This is a genomic window from Pseudoalteromonas sp. P1-9 (assembly GCF_001399975.1).
In the GTDB taxonomy this organism is placed as follows: Bacteria; Pseudomonadota; Gammaproteobacteria; order Enterobacterales; family Alteromonadaceae; genus Pseudoalteromonas.
In genome coordinates, this window is the sequence record NZ_LKBD01000007.1 from 114,902 (window position 1) to 129,448 (window position 14,547).

The window sequence follows — 14,547 nt, forward strand, 5'->3', positions numbered from 1 at the left end:
TTTAATTGGTTTCTACTATGCCCCAATCAAGCAAAAAGCTGCGTGTTGAAGATGTTATGTCAACTGAGCTCTTGGTATGCGACCCCGATCAAAGCCTCGCCGATTGTGCATGCCGCATGCGAAACGATAATGTAAGCTCTATTTTTGTTAAACAAGATGGCAAAATTATTGGGGTGTGGACCGAAGGGGATTGCGCTAAAGTCGATTTCTCGGACTCAAGTATTTTTCATCAGCCAGTTAGAGCGCATATGACATCGCCAGTTAAAACGGTTGATCATCTAACTCAGTTATCTGAAGTAACAGTTCTGTTCCATAGTTATGGCTTTCGTCATTTATTAGTGATGAAAGACGGGGGAGGCGAGCCTGTAGGTGTTATTAGTTTAAGTGATGTTGTGCGTAGTCAGGGTCTTGAGCATTATCTTCACTTTAAAACCATAGAAAGCAGCTACGTATCGGAAGTACCTATTGCGAAAAGTGATTTACCAATTGCTCAAATTAGCGAAATTATGCGTCAGCGCCATTCTAACTTTGTTTTACTGGATAACCCTGCGGTAGGCCAAACCGGCATTATTACTGAGCGTGATTTACTTACTATGCTGAGCCGTCAACAAGTTGACCAGCAAGCTTGGCATTACGCGAGCTGGCCTCTTTTAACGGTGCATTATCAAACAAGTCTTTATAAGGCTTATCAAATTCTTAAGTTAAAGCAAATACGTCATCTAATTGTAGAAGATGATAATGGCAAAATACTGGGCGTTTTAGCGCTTCGTAATATTCTCAGCGAAATTGAATCAGCGTATATGCAGGAGCTAGAAACGGTATTGCATCAACGCGACAGAGCATTACAAAAGTCACAAAAGAACTTGTATTTAGCAGAGCAAATCATCAATGCATCGCCTGATGGCATTATGATTACGGATTCGCGCAACACCATTTTGCAAGTCAATCCAGCTTTCACCCAACTTACAGGTTACAGCGAGCAGGAAGTGCTTGGCCAAAAACCGTCAATGTTGAGCTCAGGCCGTCATGACAAAAACTTTTACGACAAAATGTGGGCGCAGTTAAGACAAAAAGGGGTGTGGCAAGGTGAAATTTACAATCGCAAGCGCAATGGCGAAACTTATTTAGAATGGCTAACAATTATCTGCATTCGCGAAAGCGATGAAGAAGAGGCGCTATACGCGGCAATTTTTAGTGATATTACCGAGCGAAAGCGCAATGAAAAACGCATTAAAACGCTCGCTTATTTTGATGAGTTAACTCACTTACCCAACCGCCGCTTGTTTAATGACCGCTTAGAGATGGCGTTGGCAACGGCACATCGCGATGACACAAAAATAGCGGTGATGTTTCTCGACCTTGATCATTTTAAGCAAGTTAATGACACATTAGGCCACAGCGCTGGTGACTTATTACTTAAACAAGTGGCAAAACGTTTACAAAGTTGCATGCATGAAGGCGATACGCTGGCTCGCTTAGGTGGTGATGAGTTCACTTTATTACTTACTGAAATTGATGAGGTGAAAAACATCCATCGCTGTGCCGCCAACTTAATAGAAGCATTAAAAGCGCCAATTCAAGTGGGTAATACGGAAATTGTCATCACTACCTCTATTGGTGGGGCGGTGTATCCCGACGATGGTGAAGACGCAGAAACGCTATTAAAGCACGCTGATATTGCCATGTATCGTTCAAAAGAAATTGGTCGCAACTCATTTCAACTGTATAAACCTGCAATGAATGCGCGCTCATTAGAGCGCATGGCAATTGAGAGCAAACTAAAGCATGCTCTAATCAATAATGAATTCAGTTTGTATTACCAACCTAAAATAGACAGTTTTACTCATCACGTGGTAGGCGCAGAAGCCTTACTGCGTTGGCATGATAACGAGTTAGGGTTTATCTCGCCTGCAAACTTTATCCCTTTAGCGGAAGAGCTAGGTTTAATTGTGGATATTGATATTTGGGTAATTAATGCTGCGTGTAAACAAATTCAAATTTGGCAAAAAAATGGCTTTTTTGATAAACGTATTTCCGTCAACGTATCGGCGCTTCACTTTACGCAAGGTGATTTGGCACAAACAGTGAAAAATGCACTTAGTATCTGGCAAGTAGACGGGCGTTTTCTTGAAATTGAAATAACCGAAAGCAGCTTTATTCGTTCGTTAGAAGACGCGAAAAAAGTGCTTAAAGCACTTAAAAAACTTGGTGTGAGCTTATCGCTGGATGACTTTGGTACAGGTTACTCGGCGCTAAGCTATTTAGCTCGTTTACCGATTGATACGTTAAAAATAGATGCCAGCTTCATTGCCAAAGTACCAGACGAATACGGTAATAGCCAAATAGTGAAAGCGATTGTGGCAATGGCGCATAGTTTAGAATTAAACCTTGTCGCAGAAGGTGTGGAACAAGCCCATCAGCTCGCTTTTTTACAAGAACTAGATTGCCATGCAATTCAGGGGTATTTCTTTAGTAAACCGCTTACGGCACAGCAATTTGAGCTGTTTTGCGAGGCGCATCGCCCAGCAAAACAGCAAATGGATTTGAGTTCTAATAACTCACAGTAACTTCGTACGAGGTAAACTTTCGAATATTAATTACGCCAGTATCGAAAATCAGGTATTGGCCTTTAATGCCTTTTAATACACCTGTTACTTCAGGGTTCTTGTCGAAATTAAACGAGCTGATTTTGCTTGGGAACTCTGAGATAGGGAAATCCAGTTCAACTACCTCTTCGTCTAGTTCAGTGATGGCCGTAGCACCAAAGAGTTCACTTAGTTCTGTTAGCTTTGGCCTAATTTGCTCGATAAGCGCAGCGCCCTGACTTTTTAAGTCGATTACTTCGCCATTGCCTTTTAGCATATTGCGCCAATTGGTTTTGTCGGCGATAAACTCTGCTAAAGCAACTTCTAATAAACCTGATTGATGACGTGTTGCCACTTTAAAAATAGGCAAAGCTTGAGTTGCACCTTGATCAATCCAACGCGTTGGGATTTGCGTATGGCGCGTAATACCTACTTTAATCGCGGTCGTATTTGCAAGATACACGTAGTGAGGGATCATGCAGTTTTCTTCGCCCCACTCTGGTTCGCGACAGGTGCCTTGGTCGAAGTGGCAGGTTTCTGGCTTCATAATACACATATCGCAACTAGCGAGTTTGCGCATACAAACAAAGCAATGGCCTTGTGAATAACTCTTTTTAGTTTTTTTGCCGCAGTTGCTACAAAAGATATTACCGCTGTAGGTCAGGGTGATGGATTTGCCAATTAAGGCGTTTAAGTCAACGGTTTGATCGCCCACCGGTAATTGGTAGCTGATTGGCGAAGTAAGACTGCTTTGCATTTTACGCAAAGTGCCGGTTATTGGTGTTGCTTGCATTTATAGCCCCTAATCAAGCAAAAAAGGCTATCGTATCAAAGCTCGCTGAGATTACCAATGCGAGATTGTTGCGTCAGCAGAAATGAGTTTAAAACTCTAAAGTTCATGGTTGGTGCAAGCAACTCACCTTGCATAAAGTCACATTGACACTGATTGACAATATCGGCAAATTCTTGGTTATCAACATCGATGGCGGTTACGGTTAAATCTAGCCCTTTGGCAACTTCAACCATTGCGCTAAGTAATAAGGTAAGCTTATGGCCTTGCATATTACCTTTGGTAAATAAGTGGCCAATTCTGACGTCACTAAAGCCTGATTCTGGTGCTTCGAATAAGCGATCAAGGTCACCGTGGAAATTGTCTAAACCGAATTTGAAGCCTAAATCAGTGAGCTTTTGCAGTGTCTCTTTTAACTGGCTCATTTCACTATTGATCGGTTGTTGGGTGTAGATCATGATATTTTCAGTATCAATATGCGTTACCTTTTCAGATAACCAACCCACAAAGCCGCTATGGTTTAGTTGACTGAGTGACAAGGTAAGCGACAACTGACAGTTTAGATGGCTGTCTTTTAATGTTGATATTGCATCAAACAGTTCTGAAAATAACCAGCGATTAAGGTGTACATTTAAACCTGTATCAATCGCGAGTTTTATAATTTCTTGTTGGCTAATTTCGCCAAATTCTTCATGCGGCCAAGCAAACTGGCAACTGACTGACACTAGTTTTTTATTTTTTACGTGATAGACCGGGGTGAAACTTAATGTTAGCTGTTTTTGTTCGATGGCGCTGTGTAACTCTGAGGCAAGATTGAATTGTTGCCCAATATCCGTGCCGCTTTCTTTTTTATAGTGTAATAGTGCAACGCCTTGCTGCTTCGCCTGAAACAGCGTTTGCCATGTTTTACGTAGCAATAAACCGCTACGTTGGTTGCTATAAATACTCGAACACGTCGCAATATGGCTCGATAAATTAAGCAAAATACCATCAATCATAAGCGATGACGGGATATGAGCTTGAATAGTCTGTAAGTGTTTATTTAGCGCTTCTCGATTAGTGCCATGGTTGAGCAGTAGCGCGAATACACCGTCACGTAAGTAAGCGAGCTTCACGGTGTTTAGGCCTTGCTCTTCAATGGTTAAAACACTGGAATGATTTTTTAAAATAGGTTGCAGCGAAGAACACACCTGATTAACTAAATCTTTCTTCGCTTTCGGGGCCATATAAGGAATAAACTGGCCAAAGTTTTTCAACTCAATAAAGCAGGTAATAAAGTTGTGTTGTTGTTCAATCAGTTGGGTGATTTTGTATTTGTATAGGGTTTCATTTGGTAGCTGCGAGCTCGAATCGTGAGTGGCTTTAAAGTAACTTTCACGCTGTTGGTGTGAAAACTTATCAGCTAACGCCATTGCCATTAACAGTACTTCAAGTAGCACGCCAATTAAGAATGCATGACGTGTTAAGAAGGTGTGTTCGAGCACGCCTACTAAAACAAGAGGTTGCATTGCACCGCTAATAATGAGTGGTAACCAAGAAAAGAAGTAGTACTTCGCCCACACAAAGTCGGTAAGCAAGCGGTTAAATACGATAAGCACAATAGTGATATAAAGCGGTACCATGCATACAAAAAATACCGGTGCGGCTTGGTATTCAGGTAATACTAAACTGGCAAGTGCGCCAAGACATAAAATAACTAAGGTGCCACGGATCAGTGTATTGAGTTTTGTTTTAATGGTGGCATAGCGTAAAAACAACGAGCCGAAAATCAACGCGCAGATAGCCACACTAAAGTTGCTGGTTACCACGTATTTTTGCAATAGGTATTGCATAGAAGTCGGCCAAATATAATAGCCAAAGCCTAACACCGAGCCCATCATCATCAAGGTAGAAATGATATAGCCAATATACGCGAGATAAACACTATCGCGAATACTGATAAACAAAATTAGGTTATACAGCGCAATCATTACGGCTACGCCGATAAATAGCCCCCAGATCAAATAGCTAAACTTTCGTACGCTTTGAAAATTATCTACTTGATAGATGTAAATGGGGGTTTTGCTAATTCCGCTGGTTTTAATACGCGCCAAAACGCTGGTATTGCCTTTCGCAGCAAGGGAAAATTCAAGGTGTGGGAATGCTTGCTGGTGAATATTTAAATTGGCAACTGTATCACCTAGTTGCTTATGATTTATGACCCGGTTTTTTTCATCAAGTTGCCAAACCTCAAGTTGGTCAAGCATTGGGTTGTCAAAATGTGCTGTGAGGATCTCTGTTGCATCGGTACGATTGGTTACTGCTACTTTTACCCAGTAACTCTGCGTGCCAAATTGCCACGGAATATCGGCAATTTCTGAATTTTGAAATTTTTGTTTTAAGGCATCATCAAATGTGGCGTTGCTTTGCTCATCAATCCAATACGATGAGTTTAAATAAATCGCATGGGTGCGTTCAATTGAGTTGGTTGTTGGATCGCCAATATTAAAAAGCAATGAGCCTATTACTAAGGATAAAGCCATAAATAGCAGACATGCTATAAACAAAAAAATAGGCTTTAACTGATTCATGGGCTTCCTTGATATTTAAGGCTTTTTAAAGGTTAGATGAATTTTAATTAAATAGGTAGCGAATAATACCAATTTAGCGTGACTGTTGTGTGCTTTTAAGACAAAAAAAATCAACCTACTCAGTGTAGGTTGATTTTTTAAACTGGTTAATAGCGGCTATTAGCTGTTATTTTCGCGAGCAATAGCGCGGTAAGCGATATCGGTACGGAACTCAACACCTTGCCAGTTAATTTCATCAACCAGTTTATAAGCGTTTTGCTGCGCTTCAGTTACTGTGTTGCCAAGTGCTGTTGCACATAATACGCGACCACCTGCTGTAACGACATTGTCGCCATCTTGCTTAGTGCCTGCGTGGAATACTTTTGTGCCTTCTGCATAATCAACACGTAAACCAGAGATAGCGTCACCTTTCGGGTAAGAACCTGGGTAACCTGCTGCTGCAAGTACGACACCCACAGCTGCACGAGAATCAAACTGAATGTCAGTTTTATCAAGTTCAACACGGTTAGCCGCTTCAATTAATTCAACTAGGTCTGATTGTAAACGAAGCATAATAGGCTGTGTTTCAGGATCGCCAAAACGACAGTTATATTCAATTACTTTAGGCGTGCCATCCGCAGTAATCATTAAACCTGCGTATAAGAAACCTGTGTAAGGGTGGCCTTCATCACTCATACCTTTAACAGTAGGGTAGATTACTTCGTCCATAATACGCTGGTGGATGTCAGCGGTAACAACTGGTGCTGGTGAATATGCACCCATGCCGCCAGTATTTGGGCCTTTATCTTCGTTATATGCGCGTTTATGATCTTGAGAGGTAGCAAACGGAAGTACGTTTTCGCCATCTACCATTACGATAAATGATGCTTCTTCACCTTCTAAGAATTCTTCAATTACTACGCGGCTACCTGCATCGCCAAACGCATTGCCTGCAAGCATATCGCGAATTGCATCTTCTGCTTCTTGCTCAGTCATGGCAACGATTACACCTTTACCAGCTGCTAAGCCGTCCGCTTTAACAACAATTGGCGCGCCTTTTTCTTTTAGGTAAACAAGTGCTGGCTCGATTTGTTCAAACGTTTGATAATCCGCTGTTGGGATTTTATGGCGTGCTAAGAAATCTTTAGTGAAAGATTTAGAACCTTCAAGCTGCGCAGCTGCGGCTGTTGGGCCGAAGATCGCAAGACCTTCTTCACGGAACTTATCAACTACACCAATTACAAGCGGTGCTTCCGGACCAACAATGGTCAGTTCAACATTGTTCTCTTTAGCAAATGCCACAAGTGCATCAATGTCTTCTACGCCAATAGCGATGTTCTCAAGCTTAGGCTCAAGCGCAGTACCTGCGTTACCTGGTGCTACAAATACCGTGTTTACTTTCGCTGACTGAGCCGCTTTAAACGCAAGAGCGTGTTCGCGACCACCACTACCAATTACTAATACGTTCATTGGACTATCCTACCTATTGAGGTTTTCTAAACTTTAATGTCATACGATCACTTTCACCAATAGCTTGGTACTTGGCGATATCTTTTTCGCCCAAGGCTAAGCGTGGTGGTAAGGTCCAAACACCTTTTTCGTGATCGGCTGTATCTAATGGATTGGCGTTAACTTCGCTTACGGCTTCTAAAACAAACCCTGCTTTTTCGGCATACTCAATAACCCAGCTTTGTTTTACATAACCAGAACGTTTCGCTTTTGCGCTATCGCGGTTTTCTGGTAGGCGATGATCAACAACGCCAAGAATTCCGCCTGGCTTTAATGCGCTGTAAAATGCCTTAAAGGCTTCGTTAATGCCTTCAATGTCTTTTTGCATATACCAGTTATGTAAATTGCGAAAGGTTAATACCATATCAGCGCTTTCTGCAGGCGCAATGTTATGGTGGGTGCCAGGATAAAACTCAGAAAGTGTAACGTTTTCGTATACATCATCGCTTGCTAATTTATCTTGGAATTGATTAAGTGAGCGTTGATAGTATTTTACTTCTGAATCGGAAGGAAAATGAGCTGCGAAATACTGACCATTTTGCTGTAATACTGGTGCCAGTATTTCAGTATACCAACCGCCGCCAGGCCATACTTCAACAACGGTCATCTCTGGCTGTAGGCCAAAAAATTCCAATGTTTCTTTTGGGTGACGGTATTGATCGCGCGCTTTATTATCGTTTGAACGATTTTCAGCAGTCGCAGTTTTGGTAAGCAATGTATCGATATCGGTCGATGCACATCCAGCTAAAGTAAGCGACAGGGCAGTTACTAAGGCTTTTACTGTGAATTTCATTTTCTTCCTAGTTTTTATTTTTATTAAGCAACATTAAGTAAAATTAACAGCTTAGTGCAAGCGAGCAAAGCGCTTGCACTAATAAGTTTGCAAGTAAATATTAATGACGGAAATGACGCATGCCAGTAAATACCATTGCCATGCCGTGCTCATCTGCAGCAGCGATAACTTCTTCATCGCGCATTGAACCACCAGGCTGAATTACCGCAGTAATGCCCGCTTCAGCAGCCGCGTCGATACCGTCACGGAATGGGAAGAAAGCATCAGATGCCATTACAGAACCTGCTACTTCTAGGTTTTCATCGGCAGCTTTAATACCTGCAATTTTGGCTGAGTAAACGCGGCTCATTTGGCCAGCGCCTACACCAATTGTCATGCCGTCTTTTGCATATACAATCGCATTTGATTTAACAAACTTAGCTACTTTCCAGCAGAACATTAAGTCTTTCAATTCTTGCTCAGTAGGCTGTTTTTTAGATACTACACGGAGGTCTCCCATATCAACCATGCCTTGGTCACGGTCTTGTACTAAGATACCGCCGTTAACACGTTTGATATCAACGCCCGTTGTTTTGTTCGACCACTGGCCACACTCAAGTAAACGAACGTTTTGCTTTGCTGACACAATTTGTGCCGCAGCATCTGATACGCTTGGTGCGATAATAACTTCAACAAACTGGCGTGACACGATTGCTTCTGCCGTGTCTGCATCAAGTTCACGGTTAAATGCAATGATGCCACCAAACGCTGAGGTTGGATCAGTTTTGAAAGCGCGGTCGTATGCGTCAAGTAGGTTGTCGCCAATTGACACACCACACGGGTTAGCGTGTTTAACGATTACACATGCTGGCGCGTCAAATTCTTTAACACATTCAAGTGCTGCGTCTGTGTCTGCAATGTTATTGTACGAAAGGGCTTTGCCTTGTAACTGTTTTGCTGTGGCAACTGATGCTTCTTCAATGTCGTTTTCAACATAAAATGCAGCATCTTGGTGCGAGTTTTCACCGTAACGCATATCTTGCTTTTTAGTGAATTGGAAGTTGATCGTGCGTGGGAACTTAGACTCTTCAGTTTCCGCAGCATTTTCGCTGTAATCTGGTACTTGCGTACCAAAGTAGTTCGCGATCATGCCATCGTACTGTGCAGTATGCTCAAATGCAGCAATCGCTAGGTGAAAACGTGTTTCATACGTTGTTGCACCGTTGTTTGCATTCATTTCAGCGATAACGCGGTCGTAATCGCCGGCATTTACAATAATGGTTACGTCTTTATTGTTTTTAGCCGCAGCGCGTACCATTGTTGGGCCGCCGATATCGATGTTTTCGATAGCGTCTTCAAGTGAACAGCCTTCTTTTGCAACGGTTTGTGCGAATGGGTAAAGGTTAACAACTACCATGTCGATTGCAGAAATATTATTTGCTTCCATTACACCTTCGTCAGTACCGCGACGCGCTAAAATGCCGCCGTGAATTTTTGGGTGTAATGTTTTAACACGACCATCCATGATCTCAGGGTGACCTGTGTGGTCTGAAACTTCTGTTACTGCGATGCCGTTGTCTGCAAGTAGCTTACATGTGCCGCCAGTTGAAAGAAGTTCAACGCCTTTCTCAGAAAGCGCGCGAGCAAATTCTACAATACCGGTTTTGTCTGAAACGCTTAATAAAGCGCGACGAATTGGACGTAATGTATCCATGGTAGTTTTGATTACCTCAAAATTTGATTGATAGTGCGAGAAAACACTTAATTTAAACGAATATTTTAACTTACTTTTGCTTATAACTCGACGACCATTTGTCGCTTTTATAAACAAGACCTGTAGCGCTGGTCTTTACCTAAATTAAATTTGAACGTGAATTTAATTTAGTGTGTTTTTCGGGGTTAGAAAAACAAAAAAGCACCCGAGGATTCCCAAGGGTGCTTTTTATTGCACCGTTAGGTGCTAATTAGTTCATACCGTACTTTTTAAGCTTCTTACGAAGAGTACCACGGTTGATACCTAGTAAGATTGCTGCGCGAGTTTGGTTACCGCGAGTATATGTCATTACTTCTTCAAGTAACGGCGCTTCAAGTTCTGAAAGAACTAGCTCGTAAACATCTTGTACATCTTGACCATTAAGTTGCTTTAAGTAGTTGTGCACTGCTTTTTTACAAGCGTCGCGTAATGGTTGTGGTTTCTCTTGAGACTGAACATGTGCGTTAGTAATAAATGGAGAAGTCACGTTTTGTTCGAACATCGTCTTTCTTACTCTTTGTTAATTATCTGCTAGTGTTTCAAAGTACTTTTCTAACGTATCGATTTGCTCTTGTTGAGAGTCGATAGCATTAAATACTCGCCTAAATTGACCTTCACGGTCATGAGCCTGCAAATACCATGAGACATGCTTACGCGCAATTCGCACACCCATTACATCACCATAAAATGCGTGAAGATTTACTAAGTGTTCCATAAGAATACTTTGTACCTCGTCCATTGCTGGCTCCGGTAGTAATTCTCCAGTGGTGAGATAATGGTTTATCTCCCTAAAAATCCAAGGGCGACCTTGTGCTGCACGGCCTATCATCAAAGCATCTGCGCCCGTATATTCCAAAACCTGTTTCGCTTTTTGTGGCGATGTAATATCACCGTTAGCAACCACCGGAATGGAGACTGAACTTTTAATGTCCTTAATTGTTTGATATTCAGCTTCACCTTTGTACATACAAGAGCGTGTGCGGCCATGAACCGCCAATGACTGAATACCATTTTGTTCAGCTATGCGCGCAATCTCTACACCATTTCGATTGTCAGTATCCCATCCTGTTCGGATTTTTAAGGTAACAGGTACATCTACTGCATTAACTACAGCTTTAACGATATCTGTGACCAGTTCGGGGTACTGCAAAAGGGCAGAGCCTGCGAGCTTTTTATTCACTTTTTTTGCTGGACAACCCATATTGATATCCACAATCTGTGCGCCGTTTTTGACATTAAACTGAGCAGCTTCTGCCATCAGTTGTGGGTCAGCGCCGGCAATTTGCACACTGCGAATACCAGACTCACCGGAATGATCCATGCGAGACATTGATTTTTCGGTTTTCCAAACCTTAGGATTGGATGACAACATTTCAGATACAGCAAGGCCAGCTCCGAGTCGACGACAAAGCTGTCTAAACGGTCTATCTGTTACTCCTGCCATAGGAGCAACCATTAGGTTATTTTCTAACTGATAAGGGCCTATCTGCACAATAAATCTGGGTCTCCAATCAAGGGGCGCTAAGTTTACGGTTTTTTTTGCAAAAATCAAAGCCTATTATTTATACAAAAGTGTTTTTTTTTAAACTTTTGATATTGACTTTTTGTAACTGGCTATCGAGCGAAAAAAAAGGAAGATTTTTGTTAGCAAAAGTAACAAATCCTTAACTCAAACTGTGTTGAGCTAAGGATTTTAAAGGGGCGTAGCGTGACAGTGGTTAGCGCTTTTTACCTGCTACACGCATCCACTCGCCATCTTGCTGGCTTGTTTCAAGTTCGGCATATTGACGATAAATATCTTCAACAGACGTAACTTGTTCTTCAAGAATACCTGATAGCGCAAACTGGCCTCCTGATTTAAGTAAGCCTAAGATCACTTGATGTAATTCACGTAGAGGTTGCGCAAGAATATTGGCAACTAAAATATCGGCTTCAAACTCAGGCTGATCTTCAGGAAGGTAAACTTCTAGTTGGTCGGCCACGCCATTACGCTCGGCGTTATCACGACTGGCTTCTAATGCTTGCGGATCAATATCAATACCAATAACGCGTTTTGCACCAAGCTTAAGTGCTGCAATACCTAAAATACCTGAACCACAGCCAAAGTCGACAACCGTTTTACCGCTTAAATCTAAACTGTCTAGCCAGCGTAAACACAGTGCTGTAGTGTTATGTGTGCCGGTACCAAAAGCAAGGCCAGGGTCAAGTAACACATTCACTGCACTTGGATCAGGAATATCGCGCCAGCTTGGACAGATCCAAAGGCGTTCGCCAAATTGAATTGGGTGGAAATTATCCATCCATTCACGTTCCCAGTCTTTGTCTTCAAGTTGCTCTACTTTACAAACAAAGTTTTCTTGTAATATTGGCATTTGCGCAAGGTGTTCGGTGATTGCTTGCATATCAACACTGGCATCGAATAAGCCAATTACTGTTGTGTCAGCCCAAAGCGTAACTTCGCCAAGTTTTGGCTCATAAATAGGAGTGTCTTTTGCGTCGACAAAGGTCACCGAAGGACAGCCTAGTTCCATTAGCTCATCACTGATGATTTCGGCATTTTCTTTGGTGCTATTAATGCGGATTTGTACCCACGCCATAATTTTTATCCTGTAAGAAAAAAGGCCGCAATGTGCGGCCTTTTAGTTTAACTGGTTACTTAGCCTTTAAAGTCTAAGAAGCTTTTCAGTAAGTCTGAACGAGAAGGGTGGCGAAGCTTACGCAGTGCTTTCGCTTCGATTTGACGAATACGCTCACGGGTTACGTCAAACTGCTTACCCACTTCTTCTAATGTATGGTCAGTATTCATATCGATACCGAAACGCATACGTAGTACTTTTGCTTCACGCGCTGTTAAGCCAGCTAATACATCATGTGTTGCATTTTTGAGGCTTTCCATTGTTGCTGAATCAACCGGTGATTCAATGGTGCTATCCTCAATAAAATCACCTAAGTGCGAATCTTCATCATCACCAATTGGTGTTTCCATTGAGATTGGCTCTTTTGCAATTTTCAGTACTTTACGGATCTTGTCTTCCGGCATGATCATGCGTTCAGCAAGCTCTTCTGGCGACGGCTCGCGACCCATTTCCTGTAACATTTGACGTGAAATACGATTTAGTTTGTTAATCGTTTCAATCATATGTACTGGAATACGGATAGTACGCGCTTGGTCAGCAATTGAACGTGTAATTGCCTGACGGATCCACCATGTTGCATAAGTTGAGAACTTATAACCACGGCGGTATTCAAACTTATCAACTGCTTTCATTAGACCGATGTTACCTTCCTGGATTAAATCAAGGAATTGTAAGCCACGGTTGGTGTATTTTTTCGCAATTGAAATTACAAGACGTAAGTTCGCTTCAACCATCTCTTTCTTCGCGCGGCGTGCTTTTGCTTCACCGATTGACATACGACGGTTGATGTCTTTGATACGCTCTAGGTTTAGACCTGTGCTTTCTTCCATTTGGCGTAGTTTGTTAATACAACGCTCAACCTCAAACTTCACTTCTGCAAGTTTGTTTGAGTATAGTTCGCCTGATGCAATTTCACGGTCTAACCATGCCGAATCCGTTTCGTTATTTGCGAAGTTTTTAACGAAGGTTTTCTTTGGCATTTTAGCAATTTGAACAACTTGTTTCATGATGATGCGTTCTTGAACGCGAATACGGTCCATCATGTCACGCATGTTTTTAACCATGCGATCAAACTGCTTAGGCATTAGCTTAAAGGTACGGAAGTGCTCACCGATTTCAGCGATAATAGCTACTGCATCTGGGTGAGAGCGGCCTTTTTCTTCAAAAATACCACGCGCTTGATTATAAAGGTTACGTAGTTTTTCAAAGTTTTCTGCAGCTTCTTCAGGGCATGGGCCTGTATCTGCTTCTTCTTCATCCTCATCATCGTCGTCATTTTTCAGATCTGAATCTTCATCATCCAATTCTTCTTCTGAAAGTTCTGAACCAATGTGAGTTGCAGAGATCATTGTTTCGTCTGCATCAGGATCGTAGAAACCGCTGATAATGTCGCTTAAGCGCACGTCTTCAGCAAGGTAGTTATCCCATTGCTCAAGTAAGTAATTAATTGCTTCTGGGTATTCTGCAACAGAAACCTGTACTTGGTTGATACCGTCTTCGATACGTTTAGCGATGTCGATTTCGCCTTCACGTGTTAGAAGTTCTACAGTACCCATTTCACGCATATACATGCGTACCGGATCTGTTGTACGACCGATTTCTTTTTCTACCGTAGCTAGGGCAGCCGCTGCCGCTTCTGCAGCATCTTCATCGGTAGTTGTTTCTTGCATCATAAGTTCATCGGCATCAGGTGCATTTTCTACTACCTGGATACCCATGTCGTTGATCATGCCGATGATGTCTTCAACTTGTTCCGAATCTATGATGTCTTGTGGAAGGTGGTCGTTAACTTCGGCAAATGTAAGGTAACCTTGCTCTTTACCTTTTTGAATGAGGAGTTTTAGCTGTGACTGAGGAGTTTGCTCCATAGAGGTATTCTCTTCCACTCTGATAAGTTGATACAACGGGCGTCTCAAACAACTTGATACAAGACGCAGTGAATAGGGCAGTATA

Annotated in this window: 10 protein-coding genes; 1 reads left to right on the forward strand and 9 read right to left on the reverse strand. The window is 42.2% G+C overall.

What is annotated here, in order from left to right; translation table 11 throughout:
• Window positions 1-17 precede the first annotated feature (17 nt).
• Window positions 18-2,567 carry an EAL domain-containing protein gene (locus AN214_RS07270; protein WP_054979105.1) on the forward strand — a complete coding sequence of 850 codons (2,550 nt, stop codon included), beginning with the start codon at window positions 18-20 and terminating at the stop codon, window positions 2,565-2,567.
• Here AN214_RS07270 and AN214_RS07275 read toward each other — a convergent pair.
• The 9 genes from AN214_RS07275 to rpoD all read right to left on the reverse strand — a co-directional run bounded on the left by AN214_RS07275 (window position 2,551) and on the right by rpoD (window position 14,462).
• Entirely contained in the window at window positions 2,551-3,363 is an 813-nt protein-coding gene (locus AN214_RS07275; protein ID WP_040642051.1) for a DUF2797 domain-containing protein, read from the reverse strand. The genes AN214_RS07270 and AN214_RS07275 overlap by 17 nt on opposite strands.
• Before the next feature lie 50 nt (window positions 3,364-3,413).
• Window positions 3,414-5,945, reverse strand: a complete 2,532-nt coding sequence (locus AN214_RS07280) for an EAL domain-containing protein (protein WP_054979106.1) — start codon at window positions 5,943-5,945, stop codon at window positions 3,414-3,416.
• Between the two features lie 159 nt (window positions 5,946-6,104).
• The gene (gene purD / locus AN214_RS07285; RefSeq protein ID WP_054979107.1) at window positions 6,105-7,394 is read right to left on the reverse strand and encodes a phosphoribosylamine--glycine ligase; all 1,290 of its coding nucleotides are present in this window, start codon (window positions 7,392-7,394) and stop codon (window positions 6,105-6,107) included.
• Between the two features lie 13 nt (window positions 7,395-7,407).
• Window positions 7,408-8,226 carry a class I SAM-dependent methyltransferase gene (locus tag AN214_RS07290; protein ID WP_054979108.1) on the reverse strand — a complete coding sequence of 273 codons (819 nt, stop codon included), beginning with the start codon at window positions 8,224-8,226 and terminating at the stop codon, window positions 7,408-7,410.
• Window positions 8,227-8,326: 100 nt separating this feature from the next.
• Window positions 8,327-9,919, reverse strand: a complete 1,593-nt coding sequence (gene purH / locus AN214_RS07295) for a bifunctional phosphoribosylaminoimidazolecarboxamide formyltransferase/IMP cyclohydrolase (protein WP_054979129.1) — start codon at window positions 9,917-9,919, stop codon at window positions 8,327-8,329.
• A gap of 250 nt (window positions 9,920-10,169) precedes the next feature.
• Complete coding sequence (gene fis / locus AN214_RS07300; protein ID WP_010561030.1) at window positions 10,170-10,460, reverse strand: DNA-binding transcriptional regulator Fis; 291 nt, start codon at window positions 10,458-10,460, stop codon at window positions 10,170-10,172.
• A gap of 18 nt (window positions 10,461-10,478) precedes the next feature.
• On the reverse strand, window positions 10,479-11,450 hold the full coding sequence (gene dusB, locus AN214_RS07305) for a tRNA dihydrouridine synthase DusB (RefSeq protein ID WP_021033041.1): 972 nt from the start codon (window positions 11,448-11,450) through the stop codon (window positions 10,479-10,481).
• Between the two features lie 226 nt (window positions 11,451-11,676).
• The gene (prmA, locus tag AN214_RS07310) at window positions 11,677-12,555 is read right to left on the reverse strand and encodes a 50S ribosomal protein L11 methyltransferase (RefSeq protein WP_054979109.1); all 879 of its coding nucleotides are present in this window, start codon (window positions 12,553-12,555) and stop codon (window positions 11,677-11,679) included.
• 59 nt (window positions 12,556-12,614) lie between these two features.
• A complete protein-coding gene (gene rpoD, locus AN214_RS07315) occupies window positions 12,615-14,462 on the reverse strand; it encodes an RNA polymerase sigma factor RpoD (RefSeq protein ID WP_054979110.1) in 1,848 nt (615 codons plus the stop codon).
• Window positions 14,463-14,547: the final 85 nt, after the last annotated feature.